This is a genomic window from Streptomyces canarius (assembly GCF_014650735.1).
Taxonomy (GTDB): Bacteria; Actinomycetota; Actinomycetes; order Streptomycetales; family Streptomycetaceae; genus Streptomyces; species Streptomyces olivaceoviridis.
On the sequence record NZ_BMVN01000003.1, the window covers coordinates 211,873 to 233,825 of the forward strand.

The window sequence follows — 21,953 nt, forward strand, 5'->3', positions numbered from 1 at the left end:
GTGCCCTACATAGACGCCACCACACACGCCATGGCGGCGGCATCCACCGCCCCAGCCCCCAGCCCCGCCCGCGCGTACAAGCACGACGGCAGCGTGCTGACCGCCATGAGCTGGTTCTGCGGGGCCGGCGGCGACACGCAGGGCGCCGACGCGGTCCCCGGCGTGCAGGTCACCAGAGGCGCGAACCACTGGGACGTCGCGCTCGCCACCCACGCCTGGAACAACCCGCACTGCGACCTGTGGAAGGGCGACATACGCCGGGCCCCGGTCGAGAAGTGGCCGGTCTGCCAGCTGTTCTGGGCGTCGCCCGAGTGCCCGAAGTGGTCGGCGGCCCGGGGTGTGAAGGTCGACTTCGACCGCACCCTGCAAGGCGACTTCGACTTCGACGAGCCCGAGTTCAAGAGCGAGAAGGAGCGCCGGGCCGCCGAGGAGCGTAGCCGCGCCCTCATGGAAGAAGTCCCGATGTACCTGCGGGGCGTCATCAACCGCGGCGGCCTGGTCCTCGGCGGGGTCGTCGAGAACGTCATTGACTGCCGGGGCTGGGATCAGTGGGACCGGTGGGTCGGCGAGTTCCGCAAGCTGGGGTACCGGACCAAGCTGTTGGCGATCAACTCGATGCACGTCGCCCCGCGCACCCTCGACCGTGTCCCGCAGTCCCGCGACAGGTTGTACTTCGTCTACTGGCACGAGAGCCTGGGCCGGGACCCCGACTTCGACAAGTGGGTGCTGCGGCCTGACGCCTGGTGCTACGACTGCGAAGAGCAGGTCCGCGCAGTCCAGGTCTTCCGCAAGCCGGGCAAGGACATGGGCCGTTACCGGCAGAGCTACGACTACCGCTGCCCCCGCTCGGACTGCCGGGCGGTTGTTGAGCCGTACGTCCTCCCCGCGGCGGCTGCCATCGACTTCACGATCCCGGGAACGCCGATCGGCGACCGCGAGAAGACCGACGACTGCCCCGAGGGCCTGGCCCCGGCCACGATCGCCCGCATCCGGGCCGGCGGCTCCAAGTACTGGGGCTGGGGCGCGGACTTCCACCAGCTGGACGGGCAGGACTCGCTGTTCGGCGGCGCCGACGAGGAGCAGCTGCCTGAGGCCCCCGGCAGCCCGCTCCTCGTCCCAGCCGGCGGGACCTGGCGGGACAAGGCCATCCACCTCGGCCAGCCCATGCCGACCCGGACGACGGTCGAGACCGACGGCATCGCCTTCCCGCCCCTGCTGATCCCCTGCGAGGGCCGCACAGGAAAGAAGGCCATGCGGCTGGAAGACCCGCTGCGCACCCAGACGGCCCGAGCCGAGACCGCCCTCGCCTACCTCCCGTTCGTGGTCCCCATGCGGGGCGGCGGCGACAAGGAGAAGGCCCGGCACATAGGCCACCCGCTCCACACCGTCTCGGCCGGCGGCAACCACCATGGCCTGGTGACCGCCCCGGATCACCTCCTCGTCCCGTACTACGGCAACGGGCAGGCCCGCCCGGTCACCGACCCGATCGGAGCGCTGCCCACCCGGGACCGCTACGCGCTGGTCAGCCGGGACTTCCGGATCGACGACGTCCTGTTCCGGATGCTCCAACCCGAGGAGATCAAGAAGGCGATGGCGTTCAGGGGGAAGTACAAGATCCTGGGCTCCAAGCGGCACCAGGTGCGTCAGCTCGGCAATGCGGTCACTCCGGCGGTCGCGGAAGTCCTGTACTGCGCGCTGGTCGAGTGCATCACCGGCGAGGAGATCGACCGGTACGCGATGGCCGCCTGACCTGCGGTTTTCTTAGAAGTTCCTTTACTGAATCGACTTGTCTTAACTGGCTAGGGCAAGTCGATTCGGGCAGAATGAAAGTAGTTCAAAAGCACACCAACCTGCACAGAAGGGCAGCGAGCCATGAGCATCCGCATCACCCCCACCACCGCGAACACCACCGCGAACCGCACCCCCGAGCCGCGCCCCATACAGCCCGCGACGCCCACCGTCCCGCCGACCAGCTTCGGCACCTGCAAGGAGTGCACGGCGGAGCTGACGCCCCTGCTCAACGACAAGGGGCAGGTGCGCACGGTGTTCTGCGAGTACTGCGAGTTCGGCATCTGACCGGCCGGACGGCCCCCGGGGCCGTCCCCTGAACAGGCGGCGTGACGGGCCCCGGCCCGGTGCGCGCCGCCCGCCCAGGAACCGTCAGCCGCCCCCACCCGGGGCCGGCACACCACCACACCCAGAAGGAGCCACCGAATGGCCACCACCGCCCGCCCCACCCGGATCGGCGTCATCGCCGACGGCGTCCTCACCGAGAACGGCAACCCGTACAACCTGAAGTTCGCCGTCCTCGACGCGCAGCCGGCCGGCGTCCTGGACGACCTCCCCACGTCGAACTACGTGGTCGGCAACGCCCTGTACCGAACCGGCGTGATCCTCGACACCGACGGCCGCGGCCGGGGAGTCGCCTGGCCCGCCGACCCGGCCCAGGCCGCGGTCGTGACCGTCGAGGCAGGCACCGCGGACGCCTTCACCGCCACCGCCGACCGCGTCCTCGCGGTCACCGCGACGCGCGCACAGGCCGCCTCGCCCTCGTTCTCCATCGACGGCCTGCCCGCCTACGCGGCCGAGACCCGCGACCGCATCCGCGCCGCGATCACCAACGCGGGCCACACCTGGCCTACCGGAAAGAACGCCGTCTACATCGGTCCGAACTGCACGGCCCCCAGTCCCGCCTTCGACCTGGCCGCCGCCTGTGCTGTCCTCGCCGCCGGCGGCAGCATCGACCCGGCCGCGCTCACTCAAGTCGTCCTCATCGGCGAACTGGGCCTGGACGGCTCGATCCGGCCCGTGGCCGACGTAACCGCCCGGATCAGTGCAGGCCGGGCCGCCGGCCACCGGAAGTTCATCGTGCCCGTCGCGAATTTCGACGAGGCCAGCCAGGGCATCGACGTCACCACGGTCGGCGTCAACACCCTGGGCGCCGCCCTCGACTTCCTGGCGGAGATGGCCCGCGCGTAACACCCCGCGGGGCCGGGGAGCAGGCAGCGCTCCCCGGCCCTACCCCGGTCAGCAACCAGAGCACACGAAGGGAATCACCCGCATGCCCAGCAAGGCCTTCTGGACCGAGTACTTCGAGGACGCCTACCGCGAGGCCGCCAAGAAGCGGCGCGAGGTCCTCGACCGCGGCCTGCTCCTCATCGCCCACCTGATCCGCGAGGAACTGCCCACCGCCACCGCCATCAGCGTCAACGGCAGCGTCCTCACCACCGTGCACCACGGCGAGGACATCATCTGGCGGTTCAGCGACGAGACGAGCAGCAAGCTGAACGGCGCCACACAGCGGCACATCCGGGACACGCTGCTCGACATGCGCAGTTTCCACACCACGGCATCGCTCCTCGCGGCCGACTGGAAGCAAGTCCCAGACCTGCTCGGCACGCTGCGCATCGCCCTCCCCGAGGACCCCGACAAGGACCAGGCGCAGGACGCCGCCGCCCCCGCCGCCCAGCACCCTGCCGGTTGCATGCACTGCGCCGATCGTGACGGCCGGCCTCACGGCGCCTGCACGCACAAGAAGCCGTGCGCCACGTGCGTTGCAGACGGCATGAAGCCCGTCGGCTGACCCACCAACTGGTGAGGGCCGGGGAGCAGGCAGCGCTCCCCGGCCCTCACGCCTGTTCTACCGGACCCACCAGGACGCAGACCACCAACACCCGACCCCGACGAGATGGGACATCACAGATGCCCACACGATGGACGATCCGCCCGATACGCCTGCCCGACGAGCACCTGCCCACCGGCACGCGCGAAGTGGACTGGCAGTGCCGGACCTGCGCCACCCCCTGGCCCTGCGAGACCGCCGGCGAGTTCCTACGGCAGCACCGCTGCACCTGTGGCGCCACCACCTGGTGGGAGACCCGCGGCCCACGGAACTGGCACCTCGGACCCCGCTGCTACACGGCGACCGACGTCATCCTGCGCCAGGCCGCCGACCTGAAGGCGTACCGGGAGGCGCACCCGCACTACCCGCCGTCCCACTACTACCCGTCCAAGCCCCGGCGCGTCCGCCGACAGAAGCCGCCGTACCAGCACCGCCCGGCCGGCCCCGGCGACATCCGCCCCGGCACCTGGACCTGGGTCAAGCCTGGCGCCCTGCACCCCGGCTGGGGCGACATCCACCAGCACGCCATGGTCACCAGGCCCGGCCTGCCCTGGTGCGAGGTGTGGCTGACACTCGACGGCACCGTGCACGACGTGAAGGCCGACCAGCTCATCCTGGCCGGCGGGCCCCGCAAGGACCGGCCCGCCTGGTGGGAATGGACGGTCGCCGTTCACCTCAACCACGACAGACCCGCAGCCCAGGAGAGCGGGAACCATACCGCGGTCCAACTGGACCTGCTCAGCGGCTACACGCACGTCTAAGCAGACCAACCCCCCGAGCCTCCCCCCACTCCCAGACCAGGCAACGGGGCCGTCACAGGCGGAACCCCGGACCTCACGGCGCGGACAACGCCCCCCATCTGCCAGTCTTGCAGAAGTCTCAATCAGGCTTATGCAAGGCTGGCAGATGGGGGTACTCTCGTGCCATGGAACAGAAGGACCTCACGCCCGCGGCGGTGAGGATCGCACAGACCTTCCTGGAAGACCCGACCCGCCGCTTCTACGCCACCGAACTGATGGAAGCCGCCCGCGTCGGCAGCGGCTCCCTCTACCCCGCCCTCGCCCGCATGCAGAAAGCCGGCTGGGTGGAAGAGGAGGACGAAGACGAGGAGACCGCCCGGCAGAACAACCGAAGGGCCCGCCGCTACTACTGGATGACCGGCGAAGGCGTCCGGGAAGCGCACTGCGCCCTCGTCGAACTGAGCGAAAGCGTGCGTCCGCCGGCATCCTCGCCGGGCTGGGGCCTCAACCCGAGCCCCAAGGGGGTCTGACCGACATGCACAACGCGATCGGCGCCAACCTGGCCACCAAGGCGGCCGAGGGAGGAACCTTCCTCGGCGAGGACTTCAACGGTTGGCGCGTCGCCTTCATCGTCGGAGTCGTCGTGCCCATCGTCTGGGAGCTGGGCACGACCCTGACGCGACTGGCCACGCTAAGGCTCCCGTTCCTCGTGCTCTACGCGGCCCGGCTGAGCACCCCCAAGGAGGACTGGCCCCACCTCTCCCGCGCGTGGAAGAACGAGCTGCACTTCATCCTCGATGACTCCTCGAAGAACTGGCTGCTCCGCTCCTTGAAGGGCCTGTTGTTCGCCCTGCCCCTCGCAGTCGGTGCAGCCCGCATCACCGCCAAAGTCGGTCGCGCCCGGGGCGCCGCGCGCCGCCGCAAGGTCCGGCCAGGCCGGGATGGCTGGCGAATGTTGGACGGCATCGTCGTGACCTTGACGCTCATCGTGGCCGTCGTCCAGGCGCTCGACGTGGGCTGGCTACTGATTGCGATCGCCGCAGTGTGTGCCACTTCGGTGTTGATCGGGCTCAGGTGGAGGTCTTGGCAGGTGAAGTTCAGGGGGGGCCGCGGCGACGACTCGGACGGAGCCAGCTGATGTAAGCTCCAATTCGGACGGTCGTTCGAGCAGCGGCGCGACCGTCCTCGCGCTGGTGCGTGTAAGCAGCACGGCCCGGCTTCCAGTTGGGCGGTCCAGGTGCAAGCCCTGGCCGGCGCTCTACGAAGGCCCTCCACCCAAGCCCCCGGGTGGGGGGCCTTCGCATTCCGTCCAACCGCTGACAATGGGCCGACAAACCCGCAGTGGTGCGTACTGCGCAGACGGACTTCAGGAGCGGCCCATGTTCCACGGCTCGATACCCGCGCCCCTCCGCTCGATCATCTACGAGCACGCCGGGACCTGGCCCGGCGAGGACATCTACGTCGGCTGCTCGGGGAACTTCACGATCGAGCGGGTGCTGCACGCCCGGTTCGGTGACTCGCGCCGCGTCCACGGCAACGACATCCAGGCGTACAGCTGCGCGCTCGGCTGGTACCTCGCCGGCGGCCCGCTCGACTACACACTGCGCGCGGAGTACGAGGAGTCCCTGGGCTGGCTCAAGCCCTATCTGGAGGACCGCACCGACCTCCTCGCCACCCTGATGCTCGGCACCCGGTTCCTCCAGTACGTCGGCAAGGACGGCGCCTACTACCGGCGGATGATGGACGCCACCCGCGACCAGTGGGAGCGGATGCACGAGAAGACCGCCACGAAGCTCCGCGGCCTTCAGACCCGCCTGGGATCGTTCTTCGCCGGCGACGTCCGTGACTACCTCGACTCCGAGGTGCCCCCGGACGCCCCCGTGGTGATGTTCCCCCCGTTCTACGCGAAGGACTACCAGGCGCAGTTCGCGAGCATTGACGCCGCGTTCGAGTGGCCCGAGCCGTCGTTCGACGAACTGACCGAGGACGGCAAGGAACGCATCATCGAGCAGGTCCAGGACCGGCCGAACTGGGTCCTCGGCCTGCACATCGAACGCCCGGAGCTGCGGGACAAGCTGGCCGGCGTCGTACAGACCGCGAACCGCGGCCTGCCGATCTACGTGTACGCCGCCGCCGGCCCCCGCCGGATCGTCCGGCCCCGGCAGCCCGTCGAGCCGATCCCGATGCCGAAGATCGGGCAGGACGAGGAACTCGGCGACCGCATGACGCTCCACGTCCTCACCGGCGGCCAGTTCGCGGCGATCCGCTCCCAGTTCATGTCGAAGACCATCAAGCCCGGCAGCCCGCTCATCGCGTGCGGTGTCGCGGTCGACGGCAAGCTCATCGGCGCGATCGCGTACCTGCCGCCCAAGTTCGACCCGAACACCGCCTACCTCATGTCGGACTTCCCCGTCTCCTGGACTCGGTACCGGCGCCTGTCGAAGCTCATCGTGATGGCCGCCTCCACGAAGGAAGCGCAGCTCCTCGTCCAGCGCAGCCTGTCCAAGCGGATCGACGGCTGGGCCACCACAGCGTTCACGGACCGACCGAACAGCGCGAAATACGGGCGCGGCATCCCCGGCGTGAAGCTCCAGAAACGCACCGAGCCCGGCGCCGACGGCATCCACCGCTACCAGCTCCAGTACGGCGGCCCCCTCGGCCAGTACGACCTGAACGAAGCCCTCACCCTCTGGAAGACCAAGCACGGCAAGGACATGCGATGACCGAGAACGCCCGCATCCGGGTCCGCTTCGTCCAGCGCGACCCGAGCAAGCTCACCCGCCTCGCGGTCAACGCGCACTACCAGACCAAGGAGGAGTACGACCGGCTCGTCGCGAACATCCGCGAGGACGGCTGCCTCACCTCCACCCCGCTGATCTACGGCGCCGGCGAGTACCCCGAGGGCGAGGAACTGATCCTCTCAGGTAACCACCGCTGCGACGCCTCGGTGGAAGCCGGCCTGACCGAGATCACCTGCCTGCTCATCGATGACCCGCAGAGCAGGGACCAGCTCATCGCCCGCCAACTGTCCCACAACGCCATCACCGGCAAGGACGACCCGGCCACCCTCCAGCAGCTCTACGACCAGATCGAGGACGTGGACTGGCGGGCCTACTCTGGCCTGGACGACGCCCAGCTCCAGCTCCTCGCCGAGGTCAGCCCCGAAGGGCTCTCCGAAGCGAATTTGGACTTCGCCACCGTCTCCCTGATCTTCCTGCCCATGGAGCTGGAAGCCGCCCGCGAAGCCTTCGAGCAGGCCCGCCTCGGCCAGAACGAGAGCTGGCTCGCCGCACGCGCCGACTACCAGCAGACCCTGGACACGCTCGCCTCCACGCACGCCGCGCACAAGGTCGGCAACGTCGCCACCGCCCTCCACGCCATCCTCGCGATCGTCGAGCGCCACCTGGACGAGCTTCAGGAGGGCTACACCGCCCCCGACGGCACCCACCTCCACTCAGGGCACGTCGGCCTGGAGACCGTCCTCGGCGCCCGCACGCTGCCCGCACCCGCCGCCGTCACCATCAACAAGGCCATCGCAGCCGCAGAAGGCCGAGGCGAGATAGAGCAGGGGCAGGGCTGGCGCCTCCTCGAACGTCTCGCCGGCGAGTACCTGTCCGGCCCGAACCACGTCCCCACCGACCCGGCATGAGCACCCGTCCACCCATCACCCTCAGCCCCGAACTCGACCCCTGGGAACGTCAGCCCAACGAGACCCCCCACAAACACGGACAGTTCGCCACCTACCGGGACCTCGGCCGCACCCGCACCCTGACCGAAGCCGCACAGAGGCTGACACTCGCGTACGGGCACGTGAGGAACCTCGCCGCCCAGTACCGGTGGCGAGAGCGGGTCGAGGCGTACGACCGGCACCTGGACCGCCAGTACGAAGCGATGTGGCTGGAGGAACGCCGCAAGGCCGCCGAGACCGACGCGAAGATCCTCGGCGCGGCGATCGGCAAGCTGGCACAGCGCCTCACCACGCTGAACGCGGCCGAGCTGTCCGCCGGCGACTTCATCCGGCTGATGGACGTCGCCATGCGGCACCGCCGGGTCCTGTTCGGCGACCCCACGGAGACGATCGCGGTCACCAGCGAGGGCAGCAACGCGCTGGCGCAGCACTTCGCCGACTTCGCGCAGATGAGCCCGGAGCAGCGCCGCGCCCGCCTCGGCGAGCTGGCGGCGTCGGTGAACCAGCGGATCAAGGCCGTCGACGGTGGCGACGACGAGGACGAGGAGGAGTAGCCCGTGACGACGGCCGTGGACGAGCTGGAGCACCTGGACGACGCAGAGGTCTACCGGCAGCTTCAGGCCGCGCGGCGCGCGATGAGCGCCGACCTGCTGCGGGACCCGGTGACGCTCGCCCGCGGCCTCGACCGGTCGTTCCGGATGCGCCCGCACCTGAAGCTCATCGGCGAGGCCCTCGCCGAGGTCGGGCGGGGCGAGGTGGACCGGCTGCTGATCCTGACCCCGCCCCAGGTCGGGAAGAGCACGACGGTCGCGGAGTGGTTCCCGTTCTGGTGGCTGTGCATGTACCCGGGCGACAAGGTCGCGGTCACCTCGTACGGCGACGACCTGGCGCTGCGCCGGGGCAAGAGGATCCGCGGCTACGTCGAGGAGTACGGCGACGAGTGGGAGCTACGGATGAAGGCCGGCTCCGGGGCGATGCAGGACTGGGAGGTCACCAAGGGCGGCGGCTGTCGCTCCGTCTCGGTGGGCAAGGGCCTGACCGGCTTCGACGTGAACCTGCTGATCATCGACGACCCCCACAAGGACCGCGCGGACGCCGAATCCGAAGCGGCCCGGCGCGCGCTGCACGACTGGTACAGCTCGGCCGCCCTGTCCCGCCTCCAGCCCGACCGCAGCGCGGTGGTCGCGATCCAGACCAGATGGCATCCCGATGACTTCGCCGGCCGCCGCATCCAGGAAGAGGGCCGGATCGAGGACGGCGGCCGGTGGAAGGTGATCCACCTCCCCGCGGTCGCCGACCCGAAGTTCGGGCCGGACCCGCTTGGCCGGGAGGCGGGGGAGCCGCTGCCTCACCCGAAGATCCCCACCCGGGCCGTGGCCCGGCTGAAGGCGTGGTGGGCGCAGAAGAAGCAGACGTCGATCGTCCGGGACTGGCACGCCCTCTATCAGGGCGACCCGCAGCCCGGTGAAGGAGCGCTCGTGTCCGAGGAACTGCTGCGCCTGCTCCGCGACACCACCACACCGGTGGAGCCGCAGAAGATCGCCGTGTCCATCGACCCGTCCGGCGGCGGCCGGGACACCGCGGGCGTCATCGGTGGCTTCCTCGGCGACGACGGCCGCGTGTGGATCACCGACGACGTGTCGGCGCCGATGTCGTCGGCGGAATGGTCCACGGCCGCGTGCAGGCTGGCGTACCGCACGAACGCGTCGATCATCTACGTGGAGTGGAACTTCGGCCGCGACATGTGCGTGCTGGCCATCCAGACGTCGTGGGAGAAGCTCCAGCGGGAAGGGGAGATCCCGAACCACGTCCTGATGCCGGCGGTCCTCCCGGTGCGCGCGAAGCAAGGGAAGCTGTTGAGGGCGGAGCCGATCGCGCAGCAGATGGTGCAGGACAAGGTTCGGCTGCGCGGGGTGTTCACCGACCTTGAGCGTGAGTGGGCGACCTGGCAGCCGACCGACCCCGACAGCCCCGGCCGGATCGACGCCTCCTGTGTCCTGGTGTACGGCCTAATCCCCGAGGCCAACGCGGGCGCGATCGTCCACGCTCCGCTGCCGCAGGCCCCCCAGCCCAGCGGCGCGCGGACCGGCATACCGAGCAGCGTGCAACCGAACCGGCCGGCGTCCCCGTACGGGCGTCGTATCGGCTGATCCCGGCCGGCTGACCCCCTTGAACCCCCTCGGCATCCGCCAGGGGGTTTAAGGCTGTCTACGGCCGCTCTCAGCCCGTCCCCCGCTGCCGCCTCCCCTTCTCCCCACCCCTGGGGCACAGACTCTCACAGGGCCTCCTATTCGATTCAGAATTCCCTTCCGGAAATTCCAGAATTCCACTGGATCAAGGGTTGTTTATTGGATAGAAAGTACTTGCATCACTCAACAACCCCCAGTTCCTTGCCAATTGAATAGTGGAATCCGAAAGCCTTGCCCGGCCAAAATGGCCGGGAAGAACCAGATGGGAATCTGACATGGAATTCATCAAGGCCGTCGCTGACCTCCCCGTCGAGGACCGCCAGCAGCTCCGCAAGGCCGGCTTCGCCGCCTGCCTCCAGTTCGCTGTGGACCACGAGACGGGCTACCTGAAGGACTGCTGGGCCAGGGCACAGGACGCCGTCAAGGACCTCACCACGGACCTCGACCGCTACCACCGCCTCAGCGACCTCGCCTGGGAAGAATCGGCAAAGCTCCCCGGGATCAAGGACAGCAAGGAATACGGCCAGACCGACTACTTCGTCTGGGGTATCCGCTCCATGCTCGAAGACCTCGAACCTGACGACGCCCTCGGCCGCTACTGGCGCGAAGACTTCGACGCCTACGTCAAGCGCTTCCACGCCAAGTTCGGGGACTGCACGAAGCTCGGCTACTGCCCCTGCAAGAAGAAGTAACCCCAACGGGCCCGGAAGGCACCGCCTTCCGGGCCCTTTCCCGTACCGTCGACCCGCAGACCTCCTCGAACCACCCACGCCGGCCCCGCCGACCCGACACCGGGGGCTCGACGTCGCTCGACACGGCAAGCCGCTCCCCGAGCCGCACAGCCCCTCCTAGGTGACCATCGCCGGGTGTCTACCCTCGGAGGTATGAGCACGATTCCGGACGCGCAGCCAGCCCGCCCGTGGCGCGAGGAGGACGGCCCCCGGCCCGAGGTCTGGACCTGGCCCAGGACCGACCGGCCGGCAGTGAAGGTGATGTCGGGCGGGACGTGGCGGCACGCCCCGGTCCTCGCGCGGTAGAACTGGCGCGACGGCACGGTTCGGTACCAGGTGGAAGTCGACCTGCTGGGGGACACGACCACTCGGATCGTCACCTATCAGTGGCCGCAGCCTGGACTGCGCGTCGCGCGCAGGAGTGGCTCGGAACCGACCAAGAGCGCCGTAGGCGGCTAACCCCTCCATCGGCGACCGCCGCTCTGGCATCCCGGCTGCTTGCTAGTGAGCGTTGAGGTGGGCTCGCGCGGCCCGGGTGAACTCTTCGAGGGCGTCACGTAGGCGACTGTGAACCTCAATCGGCTCCCACTCCGTCGTCATTCGCGTGAAAGGGTAGAACGGCGTCAACGCCGCAGCCCTGGCCCAGCAGATTCTTACGGAGTTGGCCCGGTCCCCGAGTTGTTCGGCCAGCTCTGCGAGATGGTCGGGACCTTCAAGTGTGACCACGGACATGGCGCGCATGACATCGTCGACCTGGAGGGCTCCTTCGATGTCCTGTCGCCAGGTCGGCGACAGTTGCTCCAGCTCCCCCATGGCCATGCTGAGGCTTACCGGAACGTTGTGGGGGGCCAGGGCGTCGGCCAGTTCGCTGCTGCGGATGCCCGGGCGGGCGAGGGCCTCAGACAGTTGGGATGCGGCGTCCGGTGCGAGGTCGTAGTCGAGGCGGACCGCATACACGTGCCCCACCAGGTGCTGCACGTTCCCGGTGCTCGACAGGTAGGACAAGGTGGCTCGGGCGAGTTCGGCGTATGCGTCGCGTTGGTGCTGGCGGCGTACCGCGTCGACCGGTCCGCGGTGCGCGCTTCGTGCTTGGGCACGTCCAGCGGCGTACGCGGCTGCGGCAGCGAGGACGGCGGTGGGGGTGGTGATGAGTGCGGCCGTGACTGCTGGATCCATGAGGGCAATCTTGCCGACGGCGTGGGCGCCGCACGGGCTGATCTGCCCAACCGTTCACGAGAGCGCGGCTGTCGGCGGCTCGGGTTGTGCGACCCCTACCGTCCGGACGCTGTAGCGGCATAACCGCCGACGGCCTCCCGCACCGTACCTGGCCCGGCACACTGATGGGCGTGAAAATGCCACGCGTCGAGTGCCAGGACTGCGGCCGGCCGATAGCCGCCGGCCCGGTCGCCGGGCGCCTCACAAAGGGCCGTGTCTGGCGGCACGACCCGCCCGATAAGGTCCGCGAGCCCGGCAGCGCCCTGGTGTCCTGCCCTGGCTCGCTGACCATCGTGGACCTGCCGCACCCCGCCCGGCAGTTGGAGCTGCCCGCCGAGCCGAGCGAGCTGGACCCGGATGGCATCGACACCGTGCCGCTGTTCTGACCCGCCTTGGACGGTTCTGGGGAGACGATGCTCACCATGACTATCGACCTGCCCGAACCCATCGCGGTCGTGCACGCCGCCGGAATGAACGCCGACGAGCCCGGCAGCCGCCTCGGCCCCTTCGACCAGAGCATCTGGTTCGCGTACCGCCGCCCCAACGGTCCCGCGTTCGGCCTGGCGCTCGTGGAAGGCCCCGTTCGCGTCCCGAACATCGGCGAGACCATCACCCTGTGGACCGAGCAGGTACCTCTCCGGGTGGTGGGCATCGAGTCCCACTACGGGCTTCTGCAAGCCGCCCGCCCTGACGGCGTCCAGCGACCTCACGCCAAGATCACGGTGTATGTAGACGCGCTGGAGTAGCCGTCCCGATGGTGGCGCCCTCCGGTCCTGAACACGAACCAGCGTGGACATGCCGCCCCCGTCAGGCAGCTGAAGCCGGCCGCCCGCCCGGACCTCGGCCGTCATGCGGCTCGGTACCGGATTCCCTCGGTACCGAGCCGTCAGGCTGTGCCGTTACCGGCGGACGTTGATGATGATGCGGATGCCGGCGCCACCGATGCCGGCGCCCACCAAGGTCTTCCCCAAGTCTTCCGAGTGCTTGAGGCCGATGATGACGCCGCAGATGACGCAGGCGGTGCACAGGGCGAGCTGCGCCCAGGCCAGAGCGGAGGAAGCCCGGGTAGACCTCGCAGTCTCAGGCGGATGCCCAGGCTCCGGTGTCGTCGGTTCGGGCACCCGTGGTGGGGTACCTTCGGAAGTGGCCACGCTTGTGTTCCTCTCGTTTCTCGAACGGGTGCGACCGTGGCACGGCGGGGAAGCTCTCGGTAAAAGGTGCGTGACGGTGCCACCGAGCGCTTCCCTTTGCCGCTCCTACGGATTCGCGGTGACGCTTCGAGCCTAAGGCATGGCGAAGCGTGGTAGGGGAGATATAGGCCGCTGACCTGCGCAGACGCTGTGCGATTGCATCGCAGAAATCTGCGATTTAATCGCAGGCTTTTTAAGGTTGCGCAGGTCAGTAGGTATCGCTGTGGGTGATCGATTTCTGGGGTTTATCCGGGTGCAGTCGACGAGATTTTGCTTTTGCTTTAAGTGGAGTGATTGAGTCCGCCCTTGAGTGTCACCGCCGCCGACCGGTGGGACCCGCAATCGGTGTCTGGCCCGCTGCGGCCGCATGCCTCCCGACAGTGCGCGCACTGCGTGCGCACTGCTGCGCAGTACCATTGCCGCCGTTCTTGACCTGGGGATCTTCACCGGAGGCGGCCTGTGATCTCTCTGTCCGTGCTCGCAGTGCTCGGCTTCGCCGCGTACCGCGCAACGCAGCTCGGCGTCCACGACTCGATCCTGAACGGAGCCCGGCAGCGCCTCGGCGCCTGGCACGCCGACAAGATCGACTCCAAGACGCGCGCGTTCGTCGTCCAGCTCGTCAGCTGCATCTACTGTCTCGGCTACTGGCTGTCCGGCGTGACGCTCCTCGCCTACCTGCTCGCCACCGACAGCTGGAGCGACGCTCCGTGGCTCGTCCACGGCATCGAGTGGTTCGCCGTCGCCGGCGTCCAGGCCCTGCTGAACCGGCGCGACGACACCATGGACGGCTGAGCCATGCCCCGGCAGCTCACCGCGGCGGCAGCCCGCTACAGCGTCAAGACGGCCAACCTCCGCAAGGGCGGCACCAACTCCGGATGGCAGGAAGAGGCGTGGCGGTTCTTCAAGGACGTCCCCGAGGTCCGCTTCGCCGGCACATGGGTGGGCAACGCCATGTCCGGCGCGACCCTGTTCGCGGGCCGGCGTGCCGCTGACGGCACGATCGAACGCGCCCCCGACAACCACCCCGCGGCGGACATCGTCCGGGAGATCGCGGGCGGCCCCGACGGGCAATCCACGCTGCTCGGCGACTTCGGCCCGCACCTCGTCGTCGCCGGCGAGGGCTGGATCGTCGTCCGCCCCACCGTCGACAAGACGAACACGGTCGACGGCTACGACTGGCGGGTGCTGTCCACCCGCGAGGTCAAGCAGCAGGGCGGCGGGAAGCTGACCGCTGAGATCGATGGCGAGGACGTCGCGATCCCGCCGTTCAACCCGGACGCCGAACCTGATCCGCTGGCACCGATCGCGATACGGGTGTGGGAGCCGTCCCCGGATCGGCACATCGAGGCCGACAGCCCCGTGCGCTCCAGCCTCACCCTGCTGGAAGAACTCCAGCTGCTGAATGCGGCCGTCGCCGCCGTTGCCCGTTCCCGGATCACCGGGCGCGGTGTGCTCCTCGTCCCCAAGGGCACGAGATTCCCCACCCAACCCGGGCAGGGCGCCGACGCAGAGGACGACCTGCTGGAGGTGTTCCTCGACGTCGCCTCCACCGCGATCCGCGAACCCGACAGCGCCGCCGCGACCGTGCCGATCATCCTCGAAGTGCCCTCCGAGGTCATCTCAGACATCAAGTGGCTGTCGTTCGAGTCGAACTTCGACGAGCTGGCGCTACGACTCCGCGACGAGGCAATCAGGCGCTTCGCCAACGGCCTCGAAGTCCCCGCAGAGATCTTGTTGGGCCTGTCCGACGCGAACCACTGGTCGGCATGGGCCATCAGCGCCGAGGCAGTCCGTCTCGGCGTAGAGCCCCGCCTGGCGATCGTCTGCTACGCCCTGACCACCCAGTGGCTGCGCCCCCTCCTTGAGGACCAGGCCGTGGAGAACCCGGACGAGTGGCTCGTCTGGTACGACACCAGCCAGCTCCGCGTCCAGGCCAACCGCGCCCAGACCGCCCTGGAGGCGTACCAAGCCGGTCTGATCTCCGCTGCCGCAGCCCGCCGCGAGACCGGCTTCGACGAGTCCGACGCCCCCAGCCCCGGCGAGACCACCCCCAGCGACACCGACCCCGGCCAGGACGAGGAGACGCAGAGCAACGTGACGACGCTGCCCGTAGGAGAGACGACCAGCATCCCTGACACCCTGCCCGCCTCCTCGGCCCCCCGCATCGCTGAGGGCCTCATAGCCGCCGTCGACGTGCTGATCTGGGCGGCGCTGGCGACCGCAGGGGAACGCATCCGGAACAAGCCGGCCTGCCCGCGCAGCGAACGCGCCCGCGCCCGGGAGATCCGCCCCGGCGAGGTGCACACGGTGTTCCCGGTGGACACCGCGATGATCGACGCCTGGCACCTCCTCGACGGGGCATGGGTTCGTGTCCCCGAGGTCGCCGACCGGTACGGCCTCAGCCCGGACTGCCTGAAGGACGCCCTCGATGACTACGCGCGGGCCCTCATTGCCGCGCGGATGGCGCACAACTACACCGAGACCGAGAAGGTGCTGCGCCTGTCGGCATGCCTCACGGAGGCAGCATGAGTGCCGGCGTGCACCCGCTCGTCACCCCGGTCATGGGCGACGCCCACGCGCAGTGGTGCCCGCGCTGCAAGGCATACACGGTGGCGTGCGCGCCCCTGTATCTCCTCACGCCCGCCGGTGTCACCCGGGCCCAGGTCTACGCCCTGTGCGAGATATGCGACCTCGACGGGCCGGAGGTGACCCGTGGCTGAGCACTTCCACCAGCTCGACCTGTGCCCCCACTGCGACGGGCTGCGGGTGCTGTCTGCGACTCGGCTGGACGGCGTGAGCATCGACCTGGACGCAGGCCCCTTCAGCTTCCGAGGCAAGGCCACGGTGTGGTTGACCCCCCTGTCGGACGACTGCCCCAATACGGGCGCGGAGGTGACCCGTGGCTGACGTCGAACAGCAGTTGGCGGTGGCAGAGCAGGCGATTGCCGAAGAGGTCGCCGCTGTCCTGGACGAGGTAGCGGCCGAGATCAGCAGCGAGCTGCGTGACGCCACTGAGATCGTCGCCGCCCGGTTCTCCCTCGCCGGTATCGGCCGCATGTGGCGTGCCCGGATGCCGCGCATCCTGCGGCGTCTCCTCGGCGTTGTCGAGACCGCCGCCGAGCAGGCTGCGGCCGACACCGGCACCGGCCTCCCGGACGGGTGGGACGACCTTCCCGGACGGTACGAGCGCGGCGACAGCCTTCCCCCGTCGCTGGGCGCCTACGTCAACGACACCTGGCACCTGCTACGCGCCGTCGGGGGCCGGCTCACCGCCGCCGCCGTGGCCGAACTCGCCGCCGGCCTCGACGCCGGGGAAGACGTCGCCCAGCTCCGGGCCAGGCTGCGGCAGCTGTTCTCCCGCGAAGGGGAGCAGCTCGGCGTCACCCGCGAGGCGCGGATCGCGCGGACCGAGTCCACCCGGGCGTGGAACGCCGCCACCCTCGCAGCAGCACGAGACCTGACCGGCCCCGACCGGCCCCTGGTCAAGCAGTGGATCACGCAGCACGACGCCCGGGTCCGGCACGCCCACGACGCCGTCGACGGGGCGCTGCGGCTCATCGATGAGGCGTTCACCGTGGCCGGCATCCCCATGCAGTACCCGGGGGACCCGATGGCGCCCGCCTCGCTCACCGTGAACTGCCGCTGCTACCTGCGATTGGCGCCAGAAACCCGCGCGGCGTCCGCAGTGTCGAAGGACAGCCCGCGCGCCAGTGTCTTCGGATCGAAGGACCGCACCGCGGCGGCCGTGCAGCACACCGGCGCGATGATCGCCCTGCTCCCTGCCGAGGAGGACGCGCAGCGCCTGGCCCTCGCCGACGGTGAACCCGCAGACGAGCTGCACTGCACGCTGATGTTCCTCGGCAACGGCGCCGACTGGACGGCCGATCAGCGCGCCGCTCTCGTCACGACGATGCGCGAGTACGCCCCCACCCTGCCCATCTCGGCACGCGCCTTCGGCGCCGCCCACTGGAACCCGCACGGCGACGAACCGGTGTGGGTGTGGAGCATCGGCGACAACCGCGAAGACCGCGACCCGCAAGCCCCCGACCTGCAAGACGCGCGCGTTGCGGCGGTCTACGCCGTGGAGGACACCCACGAGGCCTACGTACTGCCCGAGATCCCCGCCCAGCACACGCCCTGGCACCCGCACGTCACCGCCGTCTACAGCGCCGACCCCGACCGGTTCCACGACCTGGTCGAGAACGTCGGCCCGGTGACCTTCGACAGGCTGCGTGTCGCGTTCGCCGGCGAGCACTTCGACATCCCGCTCCGCCCCGCAGAGGAGGACCCACCCATGGCCACCCCCGTCCAGGCCGAGGCGGACACCCCGCCACCGCCCGTCCGTTCCTGGTCCACCCCTGACGTCGACGGCGCGGCGCTCGCGTTCGAGGGCCAGCAGACCGGCGACGGCAGAGTCTTCGCGCCGGGCGCCCTGTACTGGGACGGCACCGGGCCGTGGCCGCTTCAGTACGCGGAAGCGATGGGGCAGGGCCACGAGGGTGCCGAACTGGCCGGGGCGATCCAGAAGCTCGGCCGGGTCGGCGACCGCATCACCGGCAGCGGCGTGCTGTACCTGACCCAGCCCGCCGGCTACGACGCCGTCACGCTGCTGGAGCAGCAGGCGCCGCTCGGGGTGTCCGTCGACCTGGACGACGTGGACGTGCAGCTCGTCGACACCACCACCAGCCCCGACCAGGAGGCGGGTCCGGCGCTGGCCGCGTCGTTCGCGTCCGCGAGTGTCATGCGCCTCGATGACGGCACATGGATGCTCACCGGCCGGGAACGCACCGAGTGGGCGGCGTCCGGGACCGACATGGCGCACAGCTCCCGCTCGGTGATGCTGTTCACCAGCCCCGGCGGCCGGATCTCCGCCGCGACCGCCCGCCGTGTCTTCGGCACTCAGCTCACCGCAGCCGCCGGCGACTCCGACCCGGACGGGGGCGTCGTCTTTCACGAGGAGAGGTCCGGGGACTACCTCGTGCGGATCACCCGCGCCCGGCTGCGCGGCGCGACGCTCGTGGCGATGCCCGCCTACGACAAGGCCCGCATCGTCCTCGACCCGCCCGGCGAACAGACCGCATCCGCGGTGGTGGCCTCGTCCGGCGACAGCCACGAGCGGCTCGTCACGTACGTGCGCAGCTCCCCGACACCGGTCCGGCCGCGTCACCTGGCCGAGAAGCTCGGCATGTCCCTTGAAACGGTGCACAGCCACCTCGCCCGCGCCCTGGCGGCCGGCACGGTCGTACGGATCGCCCGCGGCCTGTACGTCGGCGCGTCCACGCTGCCCGAGGGCGACGTCACGGCCGCCGCGTCCGACGACACCGGCCTGCCCGTGCACGCCGACCGGGAAGCCACCTGGGACGGCAGCAAGGCCGAGTCGCGGATCCTCGCCTGGGCCACCGACGGCGAAGGCGACGAAGCGACGGCCTCCGCAGCTCTCGACGCGCTGTACGACGAGCGCGGCGCGCAGATCGTCGCTTCCGCGTGGCAGGTGATGCAGTCGGAGAAGCCCCTCCCCGCCGCATGGTTCCGTGAGCCCACCCCCGAGGAACTCCCGCCGGGCAGCGGCGGTGTCCACATCGTCGACGGCCGCGCCTACGGCTGGGTGGCGCAGGCCGGCGTAGCGCACGCCGTGCACGGCCGGAAGGTCACCATCGAGAAGCTCGCCGCGCGGGGCCTGGACCTGTCGCACTTCCTACGGGCGAAGTTCCGCCTGGACGACGGCACCGAGGTCCGCGCGGGCGCGATGACGATGAACGTGGGCCATCACCGCGACGGCTACGAGTGCGAGACCGCCGTGTGCCAGTTCGACGACACGCGCACCGTCGCGGCGGTGATCACGGTCGGCGTGAACGAGGGCGGCATGTGGTTCTCCGGTGCTGCCGCTCCCTGGCTGTCTCCGTGGGACCGCACCGTGTTCGCCGCGTGCCAGCCCTCGTACCACATGACGCAGGGCGACGACGGCCGCTGGCAGCTCCGCGCTGTCCTGTCCGTGCCGGTACCGGGCCACTCCTCGCCGCTCAGCGCCGCCGCGGTCGTCGACCGGGCGAACCTCGCCCTCACCGCTGCCGCGGCAGTCATCGACGAGACCACCACCGAAGAGCCGGCCACGGCGCCGGTCCTGGAACCAGAACCCGAGCACACCCACACCCGCGACCAGGCCCCGGCCGCGAGCGTGGCCGGCGAGGTCACCGCCGCGCTTCTCCAGCCCGCGTTCCTCGACCAGTTCGCCGATGCTCTCAAGGCCCGGGAAGCCGAGCGCGCCGCCGCCGCGCGCGCCGAACTCGAAGAACTCACCGCGCGACTCGCACCCCTGCGCGCCGAGCTCGCCGCCACCGCCGCCCGCCCCCACGAAGGGAACTGACCCATGCCGTGCTCCTGCCAGAAGAACAAGACGCAGTACGAGGTCGTCGACGCCGCCGGGAAGAGGGTGTTCGGGCCCACCCCGTACAAGACGACCGCCGACGCCATGGCCGCGCGCGGTACGGGCCGCAAGGTCCAGGAGATCAGCAAGGGCGGCGCCTGATGGGGTGCGGCTGCAACAAGGGCCGGGCCCGTACCGCTGCCCCGGTGCCGGACCGGACCCTGTACCGCGTCGTTCTCGACGGCGGTAACGGCAAGGTCGCCTTCCAGACCCACAGCCTGGCCACGGCACAGGCTGTCTCCAAGAACTACCCGGGCAGCCTCATCGACCCCGACCCCGAGGCGGCTGCCGCCGGGCAGAGCCCGGCACCCGGCACCGCGGGCGGGGCCTGACACCCCCGTGCGTGCGGCCTGCGGTGACGACCACCGCGGGCCGCCCGTACAGCTACTATGACCTTCCAGTCGATGGTTTAGGGCCTGACTCCTGCGAAGCATTCAGGAGTCCTGACATGCCCGAGCCGTTCGAGCTCCCCGAAGACCTCAGCGCTCTGGACGACGAGCAGCTTGCCGCCGCCCTTGAGGGCGCAGTCCAGGCATTCGACGCCAAGGCCAAGTCCAACCTCGTCACCCCCGACGACGTCACGGCCCTGCGCGCCCTCACCACCGGTATCGAGGCGATGCGGCAGGAGCAGAAGGACCGCATCGACGCCGCGAAGGCCACCGCTGCGGAGATCGAGCAGCTCGCCGCGAAGGTCCGTGGCGAGGACCCGACGGCGGCCCCGGAGCCGTCGGCCGAACCCGCCGCCCCGACCGCCGAGAACACCCCGGCCGAGCCCGTCGCCCCGGCCGAACCGGAGCCGGAGGTGTCCGCGTCGGCGTCCTTGGCGAGGCGCACGGTCCTCAACCTCGCCAACGTCCGCGCCTCCCAGCCGCGCGTTCTCCCGGAGCCGCCGGCGCCGGGTACGACCATCACCGCCGCCGTCGACGTCCCCGGCTACACCCCGGGTGCGCCGTTGGATTTCGGGCAGGTCGTCAGCGGCATCATCAGCCGCGCGAACGCGCTTAAAACCGCTGGTGGCGGGGTGGGGCAGGTCATTTCGTACCGGCATCCGTTCGCGCAGGACCTGGTCGTCACCGACTCCAGTTCGGCGCCCGAGGGCACCACCGTGGCGATCGCAGCGCAGAACCAGGGGCGGCTGCCGCAGGGAGACCTCGTCGCGAGCGGCGGCTGGTGTGCGCCCTCGGAAACGCTGTACGACATCACCGGCGTGGCCTGCCCGGACATGCTGTGGGACGCCCCGGAGATCCAGCTCGCGCGCGGAGGGCTGAGGTACTACAAGCCGCTCAGCCTCGACGTTTCCAGCATGACGTGGGTCCACACCGAGGCCGATGACATCTCCGGTGCGACGAAGCCCTGTTACACGATTCCGTGCCCGGACCCGGTCGAGGTGCGCTGCGACGCGGTCGGCGTGTGCCTGGAGGCGGGCATTCTCACCCAGAGGCATTTTCCGGAGCTGGTGAGCTGGTACCTCCGTAATGCCATGGTGGCGCACGAGATCCGCATCAAGCAGGTCCTGTTCCAGCAGGCCCTGAACACGGCCACCCCGGTCGTCATGGCCCCGACCTTCGGTGCGCTGTCGGCGATCTATGCGGCCGTCGCGCTCCAAGCCGCCGACATGATCGAGCGGCACTCGCTGTGCGAGACGATCGCGCTGGAGGTCGTCTTCCCCTGGTGGTCGCGGAACCTGTTCCTGACCGACCTGGCGCGGCAGAACGGCGTCAACATCTGTGACCTGTCGCCGACCTGCATCCAGGACGTGTTCTCGACGCTGGGTGTGCGGGTGCAGTTCGCGCGCGGCCTGTCCCCGGCCGTCCCCACCGACATCGGCGGCGTGAACGCGGCCACCGAGTGGCCGTCCGAGGTCAACTTCCTGGTGTACCCGTCGGGTTCGATCCAGATCGGTCGCGGCGAGGAGGTCAACCTCGGCGTCGTGCACGATTCGACCAAGTTTGTCACGAATGATTACACCGCGTTGTTCGCGGAGGAGTGCGTGGCCTTGGTCGACCGCTCGGTGGACACCCGCGTCGTCACCGTCCCGGTCTGCCCGGACGGCGCCACCGGTGCCCAGCTCGAACTGGTCTGCGCCGCAGGCAGCAGCTGACCCGTTTCCCCATCCGCAGCCCCGGCCCTCTGCCCGGCCGGGGCTGCCCGGAT

At 69.9% G+C, this 21,953-nt stretch carries 25 protein-coding genes; 23 read left to right on the forward strand and 2 right to left on the reverse strand.

From position 1 onward, the window contains the following. From IE294_RS05745 to IE294_RS05805, 13 genes are all read left to right on the forward strand, one after another. Entirely contained in the window at positions 1–1,749 is a 1,749-nt protein-coding gene (locus IE294_RS05745; RefSeq protein ID WP_189882901.1) for a DNA cytosine methyltransferase, read from the forward strand. 123 nt (positions 1,750–1,872) lie between these two features. Next, positions 1,873–2,076 carry a hypothetical protein gene (locus IE294_RS05750; RefSeq protein ID WP_059261728.1) on the forward strand — a complete coding sequence of 68 codons (204 nt, stop codon included), beginning with the start codon at positions 1,873–1,875 and terminating at the stop codon, positions 2,074–2,076. Positions 2,077–2,214: 138 nt separating this feature from the next. Further along, positions 2,215–2,979: a magnesium chelatase domain-containing protein gene (locus IE294_RS05755; RefSeq protein ID WP_189882903.1), complete on the forward strand. Its 765-nt coding sequence runs from the start codon at positions 2,215–2,217 to the stop codon at positions 2,977–2,979. 82 nt (positions 2,980–3,061) lie between these two features. Continuing rightward, complete coding sequence (locus tag IE294_RS05760) at positions 3,062–3,583, forward strand: hypothetical protein (RefSeq protein WP_189882905.1); 522 nt, start codon at positions 3,062–3,064, stop codon at positions 3,581–3,583. A 119-nt stretch (positions 3,584–3,702) separates the two neighbouring features. Beyond that, positions 3,703–4,383 (forward strand): hypothetical protein, encoded by a 681-nt coding sequence (locus tag IE294_RS05765; protein ID WP_189882907.1) that lies wholly within the window; start codon positions 3,703–3,705, stop codon positions 4,381–4,383. Between the two features lie 164 nt (positions 4,384–4,547). Then, a complete protein-coding gene (locus tag IE294_RS05770) occupies positions 4,548–4,892 on the forward strand; it encodes a helix-turn-helix transcriptional regulator (RefSeq protein WP_059261733.1) in 345 nt (114 codons plus the stop codon). Between the two features lie 5 nt (positions 4,893–4,897). Then, entirely contained in the window at positions 4,898–5,500 is a 603-nt protein-coding gene (locus IE294_RS05775; RefSeq protein ID WP_189882908.1) for a hypothetical protein, read from the forward strand. 241 nt (positions 5,501–5,741) lie between these two features. Continuing rightward, entirely contained in the window at positions 5,742–7,085 is a 1,344-nt protein-coding gene (locus IE294_RS05780; RefSeq protein WP_189882910.1) for a putative antirestriction adenine methyltransferase, read from the forward strand. Further along, entirely contained in the window at positions 7,082–8,011 is a 930-nt protein-coding gene (locus IE294_RS05785; protein ID WP_189882912.1) for a ParB N-terminal domain-containing protein, read from the forward strand. The genes IE294_RS05780 and IE294_RS05785 overlap by 4 nt, the downstream gene beginning before the upstream one ends. Further along, entirely contained in the window at positions 8,008–8,604 is a 597-nt protein-coding gene (locus IE294_RS05790; protein WP_059261738.1) for a hypothetical protein, read from the forward strand. The genes IE294_RS05785 and IE294_RS05790 overlap by 4 nt, the downstream gene beginning before the upstream one ends. Before the next feature lie 3 nt (positions 8,605–8,607). After that, on the forward strand, positions 8,608–10,200 hold the full coding sequence (locus IE294_RS05795; RefSeq protein WP_189882913.1) for a terminase large subunit domain-containing protein: 1,593 nt from the start codon (positions 8,608–8,610) through the stop codon (positions 10,198–10,200). Between the two features lie 314 nt (positions 10,201–10,514). After that, positions 10,515–10,931 carry a hypothetical protein gene (locus IE294_RS05800; RefSeq protein ID WP_189882915.1) on the forward strand — a complete coding sequence of 139 codons (417 nt, stop codon included), beginning with the start codon at positions 10,515–10,517 and terminating at the stop codon, positions 10,929–10,931. A gap of 192 nt (positions 10,932–11,123) precedes the next feature. Continuing rightward, positions 11,124–11,276 (forward strand): hypothetical protein, encoded by a 153-nt coding sequence (locus IE294_RS05805; protein ID WP_189882917.1) that lies wholly within the window; start codon positions 11,124–11,126, stop codon positions 11,274–11,276. A gap of 195 nt (positions 11,277–11,471) precedes the next feature. Here the strand turns inward: IE294_RS05805 and IE294_RS05810 are convergent, their stop codons facing one another. Further along, complete coding sequence (locus tag IE294_RS05810) at positions 11,472–12,146, reverse strand: hypothetical protein (RefSeq protein ID WP_189882919.1); 675 nt, start codon at positions 12,144–12,146, stop codon at positions 11,472–11,474. Positions 12,147–12,316: 170 nt separating this feature from the next. On the opposite strand from IE294_RS05810, the gene IE294_RS05815 reads away from it, so the two are divergent. Both IE294_RS05815 and IE294_RS05820 read left to right on the forward strand, forming a co-directional pair. Continuing rightward, positions 12,317–12,571 carry a hypothetical protein gene (locus tag IE294_RS05815; protein ID WP_189882921.1) on the forward strand — a complete coding sequence of 85 codons (255 nt, stop codon included), beginning with the start codon at positions 12,317–12,319 and terminating at the stop codon, positions 12,569–12,571. 36 nt (positions 12,572–12,607) lie between these two features. Next, a complete protein-coding gene (locus IE294_RS05820) occupies positions 12,608–12,931 on the forward strand; it encodes a hypothetical protein (protein ID WP_189882923.1) in 324 nt (107 codons plus the stop codon). Between the two features lie 153 nt (positions 12,932–13,084). Here the strand turns inward: IE294_RS05820 and IE294_RS05825 are convergent, their stop codons facing one another. After that, complete coding sequence (locus IE294_RS05825) at positions 13,085–13,336, reverse strand: hypothetical protein (protein ID WP_189882925.1); 252 nt, start codon at positions 13,334–13,336, stop codon at positions 13,085–13,087. A gap of 498 nt (positions 13,337–13,834) precedes the next feature. Here IE294_RS05825 and IE294_RS05830 point away from each other — a divergent pair, with 498 nt between their 5' ends. From IE294_RS05830 to IE294_RS05865, 8 genes are all read left to right on the forward strand, one after another. Further along, on the forward strand, positions 13,835–14,167 hold the full coding sequence (locus IE294_RS05830; protein ID WP_189882927.1) for a DUF1360 domain-containing protein: 333 nt from the start codon (positions 13,835–13,837) through the stop codon (positions 14,165–14,167). 3 nt (positions 14,168–14,170) lie between these two features. After that, a complete protein-coding gene (locus IE294_RS05835; protein WP_189882929.1) occupies positions 14,171–15,904 on the forward strand; it encodes a hypothetical protein in 1,734 nt (577 codons plus the stop codon). Further along, positions 15,901–16,095, forward strand: a complete 195-nt coding sequence (locus IE294_RS05840; RefSeq protein ID WP_189882931.1) for a hypothetical protein — start codon at positions 15,901–15,903, stop codon at positions 16,093–16,095. Before IE294_RS05835 ends, IE294_RS05840 begins: the two co-directional genes overlap by 4 nt. Next, on the forward strand, positions 16,088–16,282 hold the full coding sequence (locus IE294_RS05845) for a hypothetical protein (protein WP_189882933.1): 195 nt from the start codon (positions 16,088–16,090) through the stop codon (positions 16,280–16,282). The genes IE294_RS05840 and IE294_RS05845 overlap by 8 nt, the downstream gene beginning before the upstream one ends. Further along, the gene (locus IE294_RS05850; RefSeq protein WP_189882935.1) at positions 16,275–19,739 is read left to right on the forward strand and encodes a phage minor head protein; all 3,465 of its coding nucleotides are present in this window, start codon (positions 16,275–16,277) and stop codon (positions 19,737–19,739) included. Before IE294_RS05845 ends, IE294_RS05850 begins: the two co-directional genes overlap by 8 nt. A 3-nt stretch (positions 19,740–19,742) precedes the next feature. Beyond that, positions 19,743–19,901: a hypothetical protein gene (locus tag IE294_RS05855; RefSeq protein WP_189882937.1), complete on the forward strand. Its 159-nt coding sequence runs from the start codon at positions 19,743–19,745 to the stop codon at positions 19,899–19,901. A 44-nt stretch (positions 19,902–19,945) separates the two neighbouring features. Further along, positions 19,946–20,131, forward strand: a complete 186-nt coding sequence (locus IE294_RS05860) for a hypothetical protein (protein ID WP_189882939.1) — start codon at positions 19,946–19,948, stop codon at positions 20,129–20,131. A 116-nt stretch (positions 20,132–20,247) separates the two neighbouring features. Further along, entirely contained in the window at positions 20,248–21,900 is a 1,653-nt protein-coding gene (locus IE294_RS05865; protein WP_189882941.1) for a major capsid protein, read from the forward strand. Positions 21,901–21,953 lie beyond the last annotated feature (53 nt).

Excerpts from the sequence above, each read along its gene's own strand:
- IE294_RS05865 (WP_189882941.1), top strand. The coding sequence starts at position 20,248 with ATGCCCGAGCCGTTCGAGCTCCCCGAAGACCTCAGCGCTCTGGACGAC.
- IE294_RS05855 (WP_189882937.1), top strand. The coding sequence starts at position 19,743 with ATGCCGTGCTCCTGCCAGAAGAACAAGACGCAGTACGAGGTCGTCGAC.
- IE294_RS05780 (WP_189882910.1), top strand. The coding sequence starts at position 5,742 with ATGTTCCACGGCTCGATACCCGCGCCCCTCCGCTCGATCATCTACGAG.
- IE294_RS05750 (WP_059261728.1), top strand. The coding sequence starts at position 1,873 with ATGAGCATCCGCATCACCCCCACCACCGCGAACACCACCGCGAACCGC.
- IE294_RS05765 (WP_189882907.1), top strand. The coding sequence starts at position 3,703 with ATGCCCACACGATGGACGATCCGCCCGATACGCCTGCCCGACGAGCAC.
- IE294_RS05770 (WP_059261733.1), top strand. The coding sequence starts at position 4,548 with ATGGAACAGAAGGACCTCACGCCCGCGGCGGTGAGGATCGCACAGACC.
- IE294_RS05800 (WP_189882915.1), top strand. The coding sequence starts at position 10,515 with ATGGAATTCATCAAGGCCGTCGCTGACCTCCCCGTCGAGGACCGCCAG.
- IE294_RS05755 (WP_189882903.1), top strand. The coding sequence starts at position 2,215 with ATGGCCACCACCGCCCGCCCCACCCGGATCGGCGTCATCGCCGACGGC.
- IE294_RS05820 (WP_189882923.1), top strand. The coding sequence starts at position 12,608 with ATGACTATCGACCTGCCCGAACCCATCGCGGTCGTGCACGCCGCCGGA.
- IE294_RS05775 (WP_189882908.1), top strand. The coding sequence starts at position 4,898 with ATGCACAACGCGATCGGCGCCAACCTGGCCACCAAGGCGGCCGAGGGA.
- IE294_RS05805 (WP_189882917.1), top strand. The coding sequence starts at position 11,124 with ATGAGCACGATTCCGGACGCGCAGCCAGCCCGCCCGTGGCGCGAGGAG.
- IE294_RS05840 (WP_189882931.1), top strand. The coding sequence starts at position 15,901 with ATGAGTGCCGGCGTGCACCCGCTCGTCACCCCGGTCATGGGCGACGCC.
- IE294_RS05785 (WP_189882912.1), top strand. The coding sequence starts at position 7,082 with ATGACCGAGAACGCCCGCATCCGGGTCCGCTTCGTCCAGCGCGACCCG.
- IE294_RS05835 (WP_189882929.1), top strand. The coding sequence starts at position 14,171 with ATGCCCCGGCAGCTCACCGCGGCGGCAGCCCGCTACAGCGTCAAGACG.
- IE294_RS05790 (WP_059261738.1), top strand. The coding sequence starts at position 8,008 with ATGAGCACCCGTCCACCCATCACCCTCAGCCCCGAACTCGACCCCTGG.
- IE294_RS05810 (WP_189882919.1), bottom strand. The coding sequence starts at position 12,146 with ATGGATCCAGCAGTCACGGCCGCACTCATCACCACCCCCACCGCCGTC.
- IE294_RS05760 (WP_189882905.1), top strand. The coding sequence starts at position 3,062 with ATGCCCAGCAAGGCCTTCTGGACCGAGTACTTCGAGGACGCCTACCGC.